Here is an 18,028-nt window from a genome sequence, read left to right as displayed (position 1 = left end):
ATTATTGTATAACTAATTGTTTATCAATAGTTTAAAATATATATTATTATTGTAAAAATATTACATTTCAATATTGTTACATTTTTTGTATAAAATTGTTACACGAATAGGTGAGTCTGTTTGTTGAATTGACAAAAAGAAGATTGTTAATTGTATAACTAAACAAAAAATGGGGTTGAATTCAACAATTAAGCAATAAACATTCGTAAATATTACGAAAATGCTAATAAAAAATTGTGGTTTTTATTTGAATTTACTCTTCTCTAAATTCTTTGGGTGATTTTTTGAATTTAGATTTAAAGCTAGTAGAAAAGTAATTTGGAGATGAATAACCAGTAGCATAGGCAATTTCAGAAATTGTTAGATGCGTTTCTTGTAGCAATGCTTTAGCTTTTTCAAGTCGTATACTTTGAATATAATCACTCACATTTACCCCCATAATTGCCTTCATTTTTCTATAAAGTTGAACTCGGGAAATATTAAGATTAATGGCTAAATTTTCTACTGAAAATTTAGAATTATCAATATTTTCATCGATTATTTTATTCACTTTTGAAATAAACTCTTGCTCAAAAGAACCAAAATTGTTGGTAGAATCTATATTATGAACATTGTTTACGAAATAATAGCGAAGTTTTTCTCTATTATAAATAAGAGTTTTTATTGACTGTGATAAAATTGCGAAACTAAACGGTTTCGTTAAGAATAAATCTGCTCCAACTTCCAGGCTTTTTATATAAGATTCTTTATTATTTAATGCTGTAAGAATAATGGTTGGAATGTGAGATGTTCTTAAATCCTTCTTCAAAATTTCACATATTTCAAAGCCACTTTTTTCTGGCAAACTAATGTCACATAATATAATATCAGGGATTATCTCAATAGCCTTTTCAATTCCATCTGTACCATCAGAAACATATACACTATATTCTGGAGATAATTTACCTTTCAAATATTTTACCAAATCAGGATTATCTTCAATTATTAAAACTGAATAATGTTCATCATCATTTAAAATTAATTGTTCGCTAAAAGCATCGTCTTCATAATCTAAATTGGAATGTAAAATGTCGTTATCAATAATGTCTGCTTCATATATGATTTCGTCTGCATTTAAATGAACATTATCCTTGTAGAGCGTTACAATAAATTCGGTACCATGTTTTGAACTCACTTCAATGCTTCCTTTGTGCATTTCTATAAATTCTTTAGACATATGTAACCCTATTCCTGAACTTGCTTTATTATTATTTGACCCTTGATAAAAAGCTTGAAACACATTATTCATTTCTTTTTTTGGGATACCTATTCCTGAATCCTTAAAATATATTTTTACATAATTACTGTCAAAATCATCTTGTATATCTATAGAAATCACGCCGTTGTTGGGCGTAAACTTAAAGGCGTTAGATAGCAAATTAAAATACACTTTGTCCATTAAATTTCTATCTAAAAAAATAGATAAATCTTTGTTATTGGAGTTTATTGTAAAATTAATATTCCGTTTTTGTGCTTCTCTCTCAAAATCTTTAAAAATTTCATTTGAAAATTGAAATAAATTAGTTTTTGAAGCTCTCAATACAAACTTACGGTCTTCTATTTTTCTGAAATCTAGCAACTGATTAATTAAACGAAGTAACCGTTTAGAGTTGTTAAAAATTAAACCAACCTCATTCAATAATTTATTATCTCGTATTACTTTATTTTCTGTTAATGACTCTGTTGAAGACAAAATAAGTGTAATAGGCGTTTTAAATTCGTGCGACAACCCAGTGAAAAAATTAACTCTGGCTTCGTTACTAATTTTAACTTCTTCAGCTATCTTTTTAATTTGATTTCTTTGAATAGTAATTTTTTGATTTCGTAGTTCAAGTTCGCGTTTTTTCTTTCTTATGTTGTATACCGAATAGATACTAAAGGCAGCTAAAAGCAAACTTGTAATTAACAACGCTAAAAGAACCTTTAGAATGTTTCTTTGGGTTGAATAGGTTTCTTCCTGTTTTTTGATTTTTATATGTTGATAATCTATATCTTGTTGTTGATAGTATATTTTATCAAATTGTTTACTCATAATATCGGCATTACGAGCATCTATAACAATGGTACTTAAAATATTGTTTTTTGCAACTCTCTCTCCATTTAATATTTTTAAAGCTAACCGAATAGCTTCATCACCACCTGTTGGATATAAAATGGTGGCTAGTAATTTTTGGTCTTTAACCAATTGAATACCTCCATTTGGTCCATTTAATCCATCAACGCCAACTATTTTTATCTGGTTTAAAAGTTTTTTTTCCTTGACAATTTCCCAAGCACCTAAAGCCATTCTATCGTTATGCACAAATATATAATCAACGTCTTTTATATCATCTAATGTTATGCGCAAACTATCTTTTATAGAATAACTTTCCCAATTTCCTTCAATGGTTTTAACAACTTCTAAATTAGTATCAGAATTAATTACATCATTAAAACCTAAACTTCGCTCTAAAGCAGGTGAAGAACCAGTTAACCCTTTAATTTCAATTATTTTTTTATCTTCATTTGATAATGACGCTAAATAATTGGCTGCATTCGTTCCCACTTCATAATTATCTGCACCTAAATAAGCTGTGTAATTATCTCCATCGGTTTTTCTATCCACAATTAAAACCGGAATACCACTTTTAAATACTTTTTCAACTATTGGAGTAATGGGTTTTGATTTTATTGGTGAAACAATTAAAATATCGACCTTTTCTGAAATTAGTTGTTCTATATCTTTTATCTGGTTATCAATATTATCTTCACTATCAAGAATTATTAGTTCTAATTTTGGATAAAACCCAACTTGAATCTTCATCGCTTCATTCATCGATTTTCTCCAGTCGTCATTAATTCCCGTTTGAGAAAAGCCTATTTTGTACTTTTTAGTTTCAGAATTATTGGAGCATCCATAAGCAATAAAAAGGCTTATTAGTAAAATAGACTTTAAAAAATAGTAAATACGAATCTTTATCATTACTTATATTATAGTGTAAATTTCTAAAGTATAAATTTTTCTGATTAGATACTATTATATTATTCCAAAGTTTTCCCCAATATAAAATTACTTATTACGAGTACTTACTATCATATATACTTCTCTATGTAAAGCGTGTTCGCTAAACTAAGAGGAAGAGCAAGAGGGTAACACGCTGCGCGATGTTACTGATTTGTATTTGATTGATTTATAACAAGTTAACATACTAATAGATTTCGTTTTTCCGTGAATTTTACTAAAAAAGCTTCGAACACCCAGTAAAATCAAGGAGTTTTTTAGTAAAAATCACGGAAATCTTAAAATTTGACTCAATTTGATAGAATTTGTTAATAGGGATTTTCGTGTAAATTAAGTCCTTACTACCGCGCTCGCTTGGGGCGAGCTTGGTTCATTTTTAAAGCAATGGATTCCCCGCGCACACTTCTGAACTGTTAAAAAAACATTTTTAAATACCCAGCCTCTGAATCCATCCCTTTAAAAACGTTTTTCAGCCCTCTAAAACTTCAATTGCATTTTTCTTTTTTGTTTCAAACCTTATGAGAAGGTTTTGTATATCCTCGCTTATCTTGGTCTCCACTACCCGCGCATAGAGCTGAGTGGTGGATAGTTTAGTATGTCCCAGCAGTTTGGATACTGTTTCGATGGGAACGCCGTTGGATAGCATCACCGTAGTGGCAAAAGTATGCCTAGCAACGTGGAAAGTAATGTTCTTGTGTATGCCACAGTCCTTGGCTATTTCCTTTAGGTAACTGTTTGCCTTTTGGTTTGAGCAAAGGGGTAACAGTGGGCTGTTTTCTTTCTTTTCACTGGCATCCCTGTATTTATCGATAATAGCCATGGCTTGGGGCAGGATGGGTATCTTTACCCTTTCGTTCGTTTTTTCCCGTTTGGTGAATATCCAATGGGTCGCATCTATTCCTATGGTGATTTGGTTTAATGTCAGTTCCTTGACATCGACATAGGACAGTCCCGTATAGCAAGAAAATATGAAACAGTCTTTTATTCGCTCTAGCCTAAAGTTGTTGTAATAGGTGTTTTCAATTTGCTCTAGTTCCCTATCCGTTAGGTATGCCCTATCATATTTATCAAACTTCATTTGGAATTGGGCAAATGGATTTTTCAATATCCATTCCAGTTTTACCGCTAGGTTTATCATTTTCTTAAAGCGTTCCAAATGTTTCATGACACCATTGTTAGATAAGGACAATTTCTTTTTATTGTTCTTATAGTGTCTCAAATACTGTTCGAAGTCAATGATAAAGCGATAATTCAATTGTTTTAAATGAATGTCGTTTGTGTTTAGTTTGTGGTTTAAGAATTTTTCTAAATATTTTTCTGTAGTAGCATAGTTTTTCATCGTACCATGTTTCAAAACGGTAACCATATTAGTGTTATGGTAAGCAATTAATTCTTTTAAAGTCTTATGGTTATCGTCCTCTCCCAAGTACCTTGCTTTTATGGCATTGGCTGTAATCATCTTGGATTCTTCCAACAGTTGTTTGTGGCAATCCAATAATTGGCTATAAACTTGATCTAGATAGGCGTTCAAAACTCTTATTTTATAAGTGCTTCCTCGTCCTCTGTTTTTGGAACTGTCCCATTCTTTAAACAGAATCGTTCGTTTTAGACTAATTTCTGAACGTTGTCCAGATACGGTAATGCGAACATAGATGGATAACTCGTTCGCAGTACTTCTTGATTTTCTTGTATAGAAAATAATTGAAAAGGTGCTGTTTGTCTGCATTTTAAATCGCTTTAGTTTGACATTTTTTTGTAAAAACGAAAGTCAAATTGCTTTTAAATGCTCTTTAAATTTACAACAATTCTGGTGAGAAAGTGCACACCTGATTGTACACCTTTTTATTGAGTTTAATTGCTTTTATTTGGCATCAAATAAAATGCCTAAAAACAAAAAACACTGATAATCATACGATTAACAGTGTTTTGATACTTCCTATTACTAGGTTCGTCGGGGTGGCAGAGTTTGAACCCTACTACACAATGCTTTATATATCAATCAGTTACAGCTTTCAAGAAACAACTGTTATCCGATTTGTTGACGATACTTAAATGAACTCAAAGTAAATTGCTTTACTTTCTGACCCTACAAATATAAAATTTGTTAAATATTAAATCAACCCATTTAGTAACAAAATTTTATAATAACCCATGTACTTTATATATTATAATCAATACAATACTTTCTTCAGTGAAGCAACAAAACTTTCATGCTTCTCTGGATTGCCATTTTTTAGTTTTGTAAGGTTCTGTAGTTTCCATTGGACGGCAGGAAACCGTTCAAAATCATAAATATCCCAATTGGGTGTTCCTTCTCCAAAACTCAATAAGAACTCCTTGTCTTTGTCTGTTAGATTTTGATGGATTGTTTTTATCAATTCCCCTCTGGTCTTTTCAAAATCTTCATAGGTAAAGGGTTCCTCACTCATACCTTCAAATTGATTGACCAAGGTTTCTCTTTGGTCGATAAAATTGGGATGCAACATTTCGTGAAGGGGGCGATTACTGCACAAAAGGAACAATATGAAACCTTTTTTGATTTCTTCGGTAAATCCTTCATTTTCCAACAGATATTTTACATCGAACAAATCCCTAGGATGCTGACGGTCCAATGCAGCACAGATTTTTCCACCATACAACTGACCTAAAGGAACCACAGGTATGGCACAAAAAGCATCAAATTCCTCTTGGGTCTTTTCGCATAGTGGTAGCGTTACTGTATCATCCATAATTCCTCTGTTGATTTGGTTCACTTCCAATTTTATCTGTGCGTTTACGGTCGTGATTTGAAGCTTCAATGTTTCCTCTTTAAGGGTAATTGTAGCTTCCAGCAGAATTTTTTCGAGTTTAGTTTTTATCTGGCCAAGACTTTCAATAATGTTCTTAAAAGATGTCTTTCTGTCCTCAATGGGAATGTAGGTCAAATCGATGTCCACAGATAATCTGGGCATATCCCGTACAAACAGATTGATGGCCGTACCTCCATGCAATGCGAAAACTGGTTCTTTTGCCACTTCCGGCAACACTTGTAACAATAGGGAAACCTGTTGCTTATAGTTACTCATAATTCTCCAATGCTTTAGGGACAGTAATTTGATATTTGGATATATAAACACCATCCTTTACCAAGGAGCGCTTTCCTTTTCCAATATCTATATTTTCCAAACTCATATATTTAAACCAATCGTGTCCGGCTTTTTCTGCCATGTATAGGAATAATCGTTTTACCTTTATTGAATTGCATGCCTCCAAAAGTTCACGTACCTGGTTTGGCCTAAGGTTGTTTAACCCCTCCATGATTTCATAACACTCGACCAATTCTTGTTTTTTTGGCGTTAGGTAGAGGCATTCCATCAAAGCCCTCGCCGGGTTGGACACCAACAAATTAAAAGCTCCCTGTTCTATAGCTTGCATCCCTATATTGGGTGGAAGAAAGGAGGAACTAAAGTAATTTACTTTTACCTCCCAATCGTATTTTGAAAACCAAGCGGGCAATTTTTCTTCGCTACCCCCGAATAACGTTACTTGTTTTGTGGATAGCTCCAAATAATGGGCCTTTCCTATTAAGGATAAGGCTGTTTTACCTCCTGGATGTATATTCAGGTCAGCTTGTTCTTGCAATGCAAACAATGCTCCCTGATAAGTAGGCATATCACCCACTCTCATCCAAGCTCCAGGACCTACGGAATATATCCAATTGCTCTTTTTATATCGATTAAGCAATTGTGTGGAGAACCCATTTTCCGTTAACCATGAGCTTAAATAGACAACTCCCGGAGGCTGTAAATTAAGAAGGTGGTTTATTTTTTGTTCTTTTTCCAAACTAATAGTTTCTGTTTTTAACTTTTTTTAAACCACACAAAGTTATCGTAGTTTATTTTTTTTCAAATATACAAACTATTAGTTTGTGATTTTATATTTTTATAAACTTTAATATTCAACAAAATTCAGCTATATTTAAACCAACTTTAACACAACCATTATTCGGCACAATTAATTTTATTTTTTGGATAATTTGAAAGTGCTTTACCTATTTTGAGAACTTTTGAGTTAGAAGAAATAAAAAGAATTCTTGAACACGCACCTAGTGTCAAGATTTTAAAATCCCGAAATCGGGAATTAATACTGCTGTTTCTACTATCGACTTTCCCAGATACCGGCAAAAGCCATTCTTACGATTTTATTCATACCAAACTTGCAGACCACCTTGAAAGTATTGAACTGGAAGAAGATGAGGAAAACGACCTTCAATTTGCAGATACGTATGAGGTAAAAGCCAAAAAACTCATTAAACGATGGACACAACTGGGTTTCTTGACCAGTTTTAGAAATGAGAGTGGCACACCGCATTATCAGCTTACCAATCACACCACTAAAACCCTTATTTGGTTGGAAAGTCTTAAGAAAAAAGAGTTTGTAGGAACCGAATCAAAATTCAAGGAAGTCTTTAATCAGCTCAAAGAACTTGTTGAATGGACCAATGACGATGTTGAAAAACGTATCGAAATCCTTGAAGTGAAAAAGCGTGAACTTGAGAATGAAATCAACGAGTTAAAAATTAGCGGTAAGGTAGATACCTATCAGGAATATGAAATTATTCCAAGGTTTCAGAATATCAATGATACTGCAAAAGAATTACTTTCAGATTTCAAAGAAGTTGAAATCAACTTCAAAGAAATTTCAAAAGAAATTTATCTTAAGCATACCGATTCAGACCTGTCCAAAAAAGAAGTACTGTCATTTACATTTGATGCCATTGACAAGCTCAAAAAAAGCCATCAGGGAAAAAGTTTCTATGCGTTTTGGCAATTCCTCATAGACAGAGGCCTAAAAACCGAGTGGAACAGTTTAATAGATGAATTGTTAAGCAAGCTAAAGGAAAAGGAAATCGAGGTCGATGATGACTTTCTCATAGGTATAAAAAACAATCTTTTTGAGACTGGCCAGCACGTCTATAGGGCAAATGATAAAATGGCTGAAAAAATCAGTCAAATCATTAGGGAGAGCGACTCTTTACAAAGAGAAAGCCTCAAAAGACTTTTGGCGGAAATAAAGAACCTGTTAATACAAACCAGTAGGGTTTCAAAATCACCAGATATATCCATAGAACTAGAAAATGAACCGGAAATCAATCTGGATTTTGATAAGAAGCTCACGCTAGAAAAGAAGAAAGATAGAACATACAGCCAACGACCGCTGGTCGTCCCGAAAGACATTGAACAATCTTCGCAGTTTGAGAAAATAGCTGCAAAACGAAAAATTAGTAAAAAGGTTTTGAATGCGAATATCCTTCGAACCCTTGAAGAGAAAGGACAGGCTTCTTTGGCCGAAATTATTGATGACAATGGTGGCGTTACCCAAGGACTGCCCGAAGTGTTTGGATATTTCAGCATTCTGAAAAACTTCAAGCATACCTTCAATAGTGATAAAGAAACACAAATCCTGTTCGATGGTACAGCGAATAAAATAATAAGAATTCCAGAAATAATAATCACAAAATGAACAGTTTGAGTTCCAATCTAAAAGAATATTCCTTGGCAATTGTACGATTGTTAAAGGGCACGATAAATAGTGACGACAAGGTTTGGGACGACGTGCTGTTGTATAGAAAACCCATTCAAGAATATGTTAATGTAATAGGGTTAGAGCTCATCATTAAGGAAAATGATGGCTATGCTTTTTTAAAACAATTTCCCATTGATGATGATGACAATACCATAGGATTGGTCTCACGAAAACAACTAGGTTTTGAAACCTCTGTACTCTTGGTGGTATTACGACAGATTTTGGAAGATTTTGAAACAAACCCATTGGATTTCACCGGGTCGGAAAAATTTATTGATAATGAGGAATTAATCAACCAGATAGAACTTTTTCTTCCCGAAAAATACGATAAGGTTGGCTATTTAAAGAAGCTTGAAGATTACATCAAGCGGATAGAAAAACTGGGGTACATAAAAAGAGTGGATTCCGATGACCCCAATACCCGATACCGAATCCATAAAATCATTAAAGAAAAAGTGAACATAGATGCACTAGAAGAATTTAAAAACAAATTGAATGAATATGTTGAGTCTATTTAGTACACGGTCAGATACCTCTGGATTTAGGCTCAACTATCTTGAGGTCTATAATTGGGGAACATTTGATGACGAAATTATAAGGATTGAGCCTAAAGGAAATAATTCACTACTTACAGGTGCCAACGGTTCCGGTAAGACAACTTTTATAGATGCGCTATTGACTCTTTTGGTACCACAGAAAAAGGACAGGTTTTACAATCAGTCATCAGGCTCAGAGAAGAAAGGCGACCGTACCGAGGAAAGCTATGTATTGGGTGCGTATGGTACAATATTGAAAGAAGGTGCCAGTAGCGCAACAGCCCAACGGCTACGGAATAAAGACACTTATTCTATATTATTGGCTTCCTTTGGGAACGAAGACCAAAAAACGGTAACCCTCTTTCAATTAAGATGGTTCTCAGGCAACGAGATGAGACGTAGTTATGGTATAGCCCACATACCCTTGACCATTGAGAATCACTTTCCAAAATTTGATGACAAAAACCTTTGGAAACATCGGTTAGAGCAAGAGTTCAATAGCAATACCCAGAAAAAAAGAGTTGAATTTTTTGACGATTACCCTACTCGTTATGCAAAGCGTTTGATAGCTGTATTGGGGATGAAATCATTAAAGGCTCTGAAGCTCTTTAATCAAACTGTTGGTATTAAGGTATTAGAGGATTTGGATGGCTTTATCAGGATTAATATGCTTGAGGATAAAAAGCCTGAAGCAACTTATGTTGAACTTCGAAATAGTTTCGTAACTCTTAGTAGCGCCAAAAACAAAATCGATAAAACGCAAGAGCAACTCAATCAGCTTGAGCCCATCAATAATCTAGCTGAAAAGCTTAAAGAAAAAACTAGCAGAAAGGAAAAACTAATCCATTCCAGAGATCTTGCAGTACTATGGTTTTCCAAAAAAGGAAAAGAGCTTTTTGATACCGAGAAAGAGAATTTGGAAGGCGAAAAGGAAAAAGTTGAGACTCAATTAAAGGAACTTGATGCCCAGGAAGAAACGCTTAGTGAAGATTTGAACGAGGTAAATAATCAAATAAAAAATGATGAAGTAAGTGCCCAAATCGATAAGCTTACCAAGAATGTAAAAGAATTGGAAGTCAAAAAGTCGCAACGGCAAACCAGGCTGGATTTGTACAATGCTTTCGCTAGAAAATTAACCCTCGAAGAAAACCCGACAGAAAGTGATTTTGATGAAAACAGAAACAATGCTATCAAAAGAGCTAAAGAAACAGATGATGAACGAACTCAAAAAATCGAAGGAAAAACAGCTGTTGAAATTAACATAGCAGAAAACAAAAAGGCAATTGACTCAATTGTTGATACGATAGAAACGCTTCGTAAAAACGATAACAACATTTCTGGCCGAGTGGCATCCATTAGGGAAGACATCTTAACTGTAACTGGTGCTTCAAAAAAGGAAATTCCTTTTGTTGGTGAACTCATTATGGTGAAAGACGAGCAATTAAAATGGCAATCTTCTATTGAAAAGGTGCTACATTCATTTGCCCTTCGATTGATTGTTCCCGAGAAATATTACAAAAAAGTAAATACCTATGTAAACGACACGAATTTACGTGGTAAAATCACATATCTGCGCCATACCGATTCCTTGTTGAGTGGTTTCAACACACCATTCCAAGATGATGATAAATTGATCGGTAAATTGGAATTTAAGAAAGATTCTCCCTATTCAGACTTCATCGAAGACAATATAGTATCGCGTTACAATTATCTGTGCGTTGAGGACTTGAACACTTTCGCGAAAGCTGAAAAAGCAATTACCATCAACGGGCTTATCAAAAGAGGGAAGGGAAACCACGAGAAAGATGATAGAGCTAAAATTAATTCTAGAAATAACTATGTTTTGGGATGGGATAACAAGGTCAAGATAAATGCACTAAAGGATAACTACACTAAACTTCGGGAAAATGGCGACAAACTTTTAGAAGACAAAAAACAACTAGATGCTGGTATAAGTACACTCGCAGATTTGAATAAAAATTACAATACATTTTTAACGAGTTTTGAGGATTACGACCTTATAAATTGGAAGAAGTATGCGCTGGAAATACAAGAGTTGAACGACATAATCAAAGAACTGGAAGAGGGAAACGATACCGCCAAAACTTTAAGAAAGCGGAAAAAAAGTCTGGAAGACAAGATTGCTGAAAATAAGGCGGAAAAGAAACCCAAATCTGAAAGGATATTCAATATCAATAGGATATTGGGTGAAATTCAAGGGGAACTTAAAACCTTTGAATCTCAACTCAAAATACTATCTGAGAACAATATTGATATATCAGATTTTGATGCCGAAAATCCATTGTTGAGCAATTTGTCCTATCAGAATTTCAAGCAGGTACGGTCAACATTTCAAGAGGATAACCAGAGTAATTTAAAGAAGGTTGAAGAATCAATTTATAAGACCAGAGATAAGCTTACACCGAGAATATCAAAATTCAAGAACCCAGATATGGATACCCTTGAACGATTTCCTGATTGGGGCTCAGATGTTAGCGAACTGACGAGCAATCTTGACCATCTTTACCAATACCAAGACCTTTACAAAAAACTCAAAGAAGATGATTTGCCAAGCTTTCAGGCCAAGTTTGATACCTACTTAGAGGATACTATTATCGATAAGGTAGGTGCTTTTAATTTTTTCTTTGAAAAATGGATTGAAGAAATCAAGAATACCATAAAGACCCTTAATGCGTCCTTACAAGCCATAGACTTTGAAGTTGCACCTAGAAGCACATACATTCAATTGTCAGAGCGAATGGCTCTGTCCGAGCAAGCTGACGATTTCAGAAAACTGCTTCACGAAGCCTTACCTGACGTTGCGCAAATAACAACTACCGAATCTAAAAGAATTCATTTTGAAAGCTACATAGCACCTTTAATCGAACAACTCGATAATGAAAAGTGGCGTAAACAGGCTCTTGATGTTAGGTATTGGTTTCAATATAGAGCAGAAGAATTTGTTAGGGAAGACGACCAGAAAATTGCCACATTTGAAAGTATGAGCCATAGGTCTGGTGGTCAAAAAGCCCAACTTACCTATACCATCTTGGGTGCGGCGATTGCCTACCAATTCAATCTGACTTCGCAGGGGTTAGAAGCCAATTCATTTAGGTTCGTGGCCATTGATGAAGCATTCAAGGCTCAGGACCAAGACAAATCAGAATATTTGTTGAAGTTATGCGAACAACTTCACTTACAGGTGTTGGTAGTGACCCCAAGTGATAATATAGAGATAGTTGAACCTTATATTTCCTTTGTGCATTTTACGGAAATTGAAAATGGCAAAAAGAGTTCGTTATACGATATGCCAATCGAGCAGTTTCAAAAGGAAAGCGAAAAATACTTAATGACCAGTTGATATCATCTTCAGAAATAAAGAAAAAAGCACTTAGAGCATACGCTTCATTTTTGTCCTCTCTGGTCAATCAAGAAGAGCTTTTTCCTATGGAAATTAGAGGGAATAAATCGCCAGGAAAGTCGCTTGAGGTTTACAGGAAGGAAATGGATGATTTATTAAGCGATTCAAATGACGACAACAAATACGGCTACACTATCGAGTGTGTAAAGACCAAAACCCGTTTTATAGGTTCACAGAGTTTGCCTAAACGAATTTACTTCGAAAATGAGCTTGACTACGTTGGCTATCTGGGAAAGATTAACGAGGTCAAGACCTTCAAACGATTAAAGGATGAAACGTTAAGCCTCTATCCAGAGCTCAAAAGTTGGCTCTGTGCCAACCCTCTGAAATTGGTTGCCATGATAGAACATTGGCAAGATATCCTAAAAGTGGTCGGCTATTTTAAATCCAATCCCAAACCAGACCTTTACATTCGGGAACTTCCAATAAAAGTTCACACCAAATTTATAGAACTGAACAAATCACTACTTCGGGAATTGTTGGATATAATACTTGCCCAATCTCTAAATTTTGACGAACACAATCACTTTGAGACACGATTCCACCTAAAATACAGCGAACCTTTGGTGCGTTTCCGCTTGCTTGATAGCCAAATAACACAGCAGTATTTTTCAGGGTTAGAAGATATTTCGATAAGACTAAGTGATTTTTCGAAAATTGAGTTACCAATAAAAAAAGTCTTAATTGTAGAAAATCTTATGAATTTACTCACTATTCCTGAAATGAAAAGTACCCTGTCGATTTTTGGTAAAGGCTTTAAAGTACTATCGCTAAAGAATATCGAGTGGTTAAAAAGCTGCCAAATTTGGTATTGGGGTGATTTGGATGCCCAAGGCTTTGAAATTCTTTCAGGCTTTAGAGGGCACTATCCTCAAACGAAGAGCTTAATGATGGATAAAGCCACATTTGATAAATATTATGAAGATGACTTAGAGACTAAATCGAAAGTCGCATCGCTTCCAAATCTGACTGAAGATGAGTACCAAATGCATCAAATGCTATTTAAAAATAAATGGAGATTGGAACAAGAAAAAATCCCAATAGACTATGCTCTACTAAAGCTAAAACCATTAACCGAACAAACATAACAACCAATGTATATATCAAATGTTTCCATAGTCAATTACAAAAGTTTTAGGAATGCCAAATTTTCGTTCAAGGAAGGCATCAATACTATCATAGGCGAAAATGGGTCTGGAAAAACTAATCTGTTTCGAGCCATCCGCTTGCTTTTGGATGATAACTTATTGCGAATGTCTTATAAGTTGGATGAAAGTGACTTCAATAGGCATTTGGGTGCTTGGAAAGGCCATTGGATAATCATCAGCATTGAGTTCAGCAATCTATCGCCCGATGAAGAAATTCAGGCATTGTTCGTACATGGCACGGGTGATGTGACTGAAGAACCTCTGACCAAGGCAACCTATACACTTCTGTTTAGACCAAAGCCAGATATTCGTATAAGACTTTCAGAATTAGCGGATGGCGATACAGTTGGTTTAGAGGCAATCCTAGATAGTTTATCCATAGATGATTATGAAACAAAATTTACAGGAAAGAGTACGGTGGATTTTAATGACGAGAATGTCTACAAGGATATTGTTGGCGATTTTGAAAATGTAAAGTTTCCTTTTCCAGATGACACATCCAAAATAGGTATCTTGATACCACATCAACTATCAATTTCGAGAGAGGTTTCCTTTACGTTTATTAAAGCATTAAGAGATGTGGTTTCAGACTTTCATAACAACAGGACGAACCCACTTTTGACTTTATTGAAAGCCAAAAGTGAGGATATTGATGAAGATGAATATGCAAACATTTCAAATCAAGTATCTGAATTAAATGAATCAATTGAGCAGTTGCAAGATGTCTTGGATGTTACTGACAATATTTCCCAAACGATTAAGGAAACTGTAGGTGAAACCTACTCACCTTCTTCGCTTAGTATTAAATCGAGTTTATCGGATGAAGCCAACAAACTTCTGCAATCTTTAAAACTGTTTATCGGGGAACCCGGTGAAGATTACGAAGGTGGTATCCACGAGTTGAGTCTTGGTGGCGCCAACCTCATTTATTTGACTTTAAAGCTATTGGAATTCAAGTATCAAAAGGCCAATGAAACCTTTGCGAACTTTTTGTTAATAGAAGAACCCGAAGCGCATATCCATACTCATATTCAAAAATCGCTGTTTGATAAACTGAACTATGGAGATACACAAATAATCTATTCGACACATTCCACTCAGATTTCAGAGGTAAGCAATCTATCAAACATCAATGTGCTCAGTAAAAAAGAAAATTATGCCGTTGCCTACCAACCTGCAAATGGTCTAGATGAACCAAGAATTATTAAGTTGGAACGCTACCTAGACGCCATACGGACAAACCTACTATTTGCCAAAGGTGTCATTTTGGTTGAAGGCGATGCCGAAGAAATTTTAATACCATCGTTGATAAAAAAAGTCCTTGGATTTAGTTTGGATGAGATTGGCGTGAGCATCATAAATATCAGAAGTACAGGTTTCGAGAATATAGCTGATATTTTTCACGACGACAGAATACAACGTAATTGCGCTATCCTAACAGATTTGGATACATCGATTGCAGATGTTGCCATTCAAGATGGGGATTCCGATGCGATAAAAAAATACAAAACCAAGTGTTACAACTCTGAGAAGAAAGGTAAAGAACGGCAAGAAAAAATAGCAGAATATATTAACGACAATAGATGGATTGAGGCTTTTTATGCACACCACACATTTGAGGTGGACTTTGCTATGTTGAATCAACCCGAAGTTGTGACAGGTATCGTTGAGCAGGTATATTCTGACCCAGATACCATCGACTTGGCCAAAGAGCAATTAGCATCTGATGAGGTGGCCATTGTTGGCAAAAGAATATTGACTATGGCAAAACAAGAAGGTAAAGGATGGTTTGCCATTCTGTTGGGAAGCAGTATTGACCATAATACAAAAATCCCAAACTATATTTTAAACGCGATACGTTTTGCGACACCTAAAATGAACCGAGAGATTATAGCAGGAATTTTTAATCATAGAATTAAAACACATTTAAAAGATGCCAATGGTTTTAATTTTAATGATTTAGAAATCAATTTGAGACGTTATCGAAATAATGAGATAGAGCTTCCAGAAATTCTAGATGAATTTGAGGCCTTAGTTCTGGATGATAGAGGTTTGGATTTTTTAAGACTATTGTAAAAATGTTTGTTTGGACCGATAAAGAACTAAATGAAGAGCAGAGTGCCGTTGTAAGGGACAATGACAACATTTTATTGGTGGCTTGTCCTGGAAGTGGTAAAACACGAACGCTTACCTATAAGGTAGCGAATGAACTTTCCAAATTAGATTCCCACAAAAAGTTTGTCATAGCTATTACCTACACCAATCGTGCAGCTAACGAAATAAAAGAAAGAATTGAATTGTTAGGTGTTCCAACCGACCAATTATGGATAGGTACTATCCATTCCTTTTGCAATGAATGGATTCTCAAACCGTATTCTTCACTTTTAGAAAAGCTCAAATTTGGATACCGAATTATGGATGCCAATGAGTCTGAAAACTTACTGAATGATATATGTGCTGCTTACCAAAAACCAAGAATTTCCAGTTGGGATTGTGGTCATTATGCAAGCATCAATGGTATTGTTCAAGTGACTAATTCGGGTTATAAGTATGATAATGTTAGCGCTGCATTACAAAGCTATTTTACATATCTAAATGAGCATAACTTCATTAGTTATGAACTGATTCTGTTATATGCCCATAAACTTCTTGAAGAAAACCCTATTATTTCGAATACGCTGTCCAAACTATTTGAAATCATTTTGGTTGATGAATACCAAGACACTAAAGAAATTCAGTACCACATCATTTCCAAAATATGGAATTCGGCGCAAGGAAATACAAGGGCATTGATTGTCGGTGATCCGAATCAAACAATTTATGGTGGTCTTGGTGGTTATCCTATTAAAAAAGAAGAGCTCGAAGCACTTTCTGGCCTCGAATTTAAAAGATTAGAACTTGAACAAAATTACCGTAGTTCTGTATCCATTGTTAACTATTTTGACAATTACAAGACCATAGAAAATAGTGTTGTGGCATCAGGAAATGAAAAAGATTATGTTAGTGTCATATCATTTAATAATCAAGTTCACGTAGATAATTTAGTAAAAGAAATGAGCAGATTACTCAGGTACAATATTGAAGAACTTGGTATTGACCCAAATGAAATCTGTATTCTTGGACCTCAATGGATTCATTTGGCATCTATTTCACGAAGTTTAATGATAGAATTGCCAGAATATAGTTTTAATGGCCCAGGGATGGCACCTTTTTCAAGGGATTTGGATAACTTTTGGTATAAACTTTCTCGCATTGTACTAACCGAAGCTTCGCCAAATATGTATTTGAGACGTTTGCGTTGGGCAAGTGAAGTTCTTAGAGACTTAGAAGATTCGGGATATAATGTCGATTCAATCAATCATAAACTTATTTTGAGAATTTGCAATGGGATTTATATCGAAGAATCTAATGGCTTACTCTATCTAGAGTCTTTTTTTGTATCATTCTTGGAAGAATTAGGAATTGACCTAAGTACAAATGTCTCATTAACTGAAAGTTTCACTTCTTTTTTTGATAGTTCAAAAAAACGCATCGAGAGAATAAAAAATGATGGTAACGACTTCATTGAGCATATAGACAGCTTCAAAAAAGTTTTCCAACAAAAGGAAGGTACTACGATTTCCACTATCCACGGTGTAAAAGGTGCGGAATTCGATACGGTTATAGCGTTTGGCCTACTTGAAGGTTATGTGCCTCATTTTATGGATGCTAATGGTGTTGAGTCTGCAAAAAGACTACTCTACGTAATTGGGTCAAGAGCTAGAAAGAATCTTCATTTAATTTCTGAAACAGGAAGAAAAAATAGGCAAAATCAACTCTATTATCCCACAAACGTCCTATCCCAAGTAGTTCATCAGTACGATGAGATTTAAAAGTTTTTGAATTCTAATATAGTTTAATAACTATAGAAGTTACCTAATCAATACTCTGCTAGGGTAAAATCGAAAAACATCCCCTCAAAAGGATATATATAATTATTTGGAAAATAGTAATTGAGAGCTATCAAGACTCAATTAACATCAATGAATAAATTAGTGTTTTCATAATACCCGCTCAGCACATTCCCCTACGTTCCACGGCTCCCCGCAAAAGTGCGAATAGCCACTCCATTTCGGAAAAAGAGCTTCACTAAAAAAGCCTTGAACACCATCCCCGTTTTTGGCTTTACATTCCACTACCCTTTCCCGTATGACTGGGAAGGGATGTTTCAATCCCGAGCCAAAAAGAGAATGGAGTCCGCTTATCAACGGAAAGCCACCGTCTCGGTTTTCCTAACGTGATTTTCGGCAAGAACTTCTTTGGCCCTTGCTCGAAATCC

The 18,028-nt window shown here is 34.9% G+C and carries 10 protein-coding genes; 6 read left to right on the top strand and 4 right to left on the bottom strand.

The features are described from left to right. Positions 1–253 precede the first annotated feature (253 nt). The 4 genes from AAC073_RS23320 to AAC073_RS23305 form a co-directional block, all read right to left on the bottom strand. A complete protein-coding gene (locus AAC073_RS23320) occupies positions 254–3,001 on the bottom strand; it encodes a substrate-binding domain-containing protein (protein WP_339926194.1) in 2,748 nt (915 codons plus the stop codon). 508 nt (positions 3,002–3,509) lie between these two features. After that, complete coding sequence (locus AAC073_RS23315; RefSeq protein WP_339926193.1) at positions 3,510–4,766, bottom strand: site-specific integrase; 1,257 nt, start codon at positions 4,764–4,766, stop codon at positions 3,510–3,512. 445 nt (positions 4,767–5,211) lie between these two features. Continuing rightward, positions 5,212–6,105 carry a nucleotidyl transferase AbiEii/AbiGii toxin family protein gene (locus tag AAC073_RS23310; RefSeq protein ID WP_225604105.1) on the bottom strand — a complete coding sequence of 298 codons (894 nt, stop codon included), beginning with the start codon at positions 6,103–6,105 and terminating at the stop codon, positions 5,212–5,214. Then, on the bottom strand, positions 6,098–6,862 hold the full coding sequence (locus AAC073_RS23305; protein WP_339926192.1) for a type IV toxin-antitoxin system AbiEi family antitoxin domain-containing protein: 765 nt from the start codon (positions 6,860–6,862) through the stop codon (positions 6,098–6,100). Before AAC073_RS23305 ends, AAC073_RS23310 begins: the two co-directional genes overlap by 8 nt. Before the next feature lie 213 nt (positions 6,863–7,075). Between AAC073_RS23305 and AAC073_RS23300 the strand changes: the two genes are divergently transcribed. The 6 genes from AAC073_RS23300 to AAC073_RS23275 are packed head-to-tail and all read left to right on the top strand — an operon-like array spanning position 7,076 to position 17,582. After that, positions 7,076–8,542, top strand: a complete 1,467-nt coding sequence (locus tag AAC073_RS23300; protein ID WP_225604103.1) for a DUF3375 domain-containing protein — start codon at positions 7,076–7,078, stop codon at positions 8,540–8,542. Next, entirely contained in the window at positions 8,539–9,123 is a 585-nt protein-coding gene (locus AAC073_RS23295) for a DUF4194 domain-containing protein (RefSeq protein ID WP_225604102.1), read from the top strand. The genes AAC073_RS23300 and AAC073_RS23295 overlap by 4 nt, the downstream gene beginning before the upstream one ends. Further along, complete coding sequence (locus AAC073_RS23290; RefSeq protein ID WP_339714913.1) at positions 9,101–12,502, top strand: ATP-binding protein; 3,402 nt, start codon at positions 9,101–9,103, stop codon at positions 12,500–12,502. The genes AAC073_RS23295 and AAC073_RS23290 overlap by 23 nt, the downstream gene beginning before the upstream one ends. After that, positions 12,499–13,650, top strand: coding sequence for a Wadjet anti-phage system protein JetD domain-containing protein (locus AAC073_RS23285; protein ID WP_225604100.1), 1,152 nt, complete (start codon positions 12,499–12,501; stop codon positions 13,648–13,650). Before AAC073_RS23290 ends, AAC073_RS23285 begins: the two co-directional genes overlap by 4 nt. Positions 13,651–13,656: 6 nt before the next feature. Then, on the top strand, positions 13,657–15,786 hold the full coding sequence (locus AAC073_RS23280; protein WP_225604099.1) for an AAA family ATPase: 2,130 nt from the start codon (positions 13,657–13,659) through the stop codon (positions 15,784–15,786). A 2-nt stretch (positions 15,787–15,788) separates the two neighbouring features. Further along, entirely contained in the window at positions 15,789–17,582 is a 1,794-nt protein-coding gene (locus tag AAC073_RS23275; protein ID WP_225604098.1) for an ATP-dependent helicase, read from the top strand. Positions 17,583–18,028 lie beyond the last annotated feature (446 nt).

Source organism: uncultured Cyclobacterium sp. (assembly GCF_963977555.1).
In the GTDB taxonomy this organism is placed as follows: Bacteria; Bacteroidota; Bacteroidia; order Cytophagales; family Cyclobacteriaceae; genus Cyclobacterium.
This window is presented reverse-complemented; position numbering and strand designations above follow the sequence as displayed.

Excerpts from the sequence above, each read along its gene's own strand:
- AAC073_RS23320 (WP_339926194.1), bottom strand. The coding sequence starts at position 3,001 with ATGATAAAGATTCGTATTTACTATTTTTTAAAGTCTATTTTACTAATA.
- AAC073_RS23315 (WP_339926193.1), bottom strand. The coding sequence starts at position 4,766 with ATGCAGACAAACAGCACCTTTTCAATTATTTTCTATACAAGAAAATCA.
- AAC073_RS23310 (WP_225604105.1), bottom strand. The coding sequence starts at position 6,105 with ATGAGTAACTATAAGCAACAGGTTTCCCTATTGTTACAAGTGTTGCCG.
- AAC073_RS23295 (WP_225604102.1), top strand. The coding sequence starts at position 8,539 with ATGAACAGTTTGAGTTCCAATCTAAAAGAATATTCCTTGGCAATTGTA.
- AAC073_RS23290 (WP_339714913.1), top strand. The coding sequence starts at position 9,101 with ATGAATATGTTGAGTCTATTTAGTACACGGTCAGATACCTCTGGATTT.
- AAC073_RS23280 (WP_225604099.1), top strand. The coding sequence starts at position 13,657 with ATGTATATATCAAATGTTTCCATAGTCAATTACAAAAGTTTTAGGAAT.
- AAC073_RS23275 (WP_225604098.1), top strand. The coding sequence starts at position 15,789 with ATGTTTGTTTGGACCGATAAAGAACTAAATGAAGAGCAGAGTGCCGTT.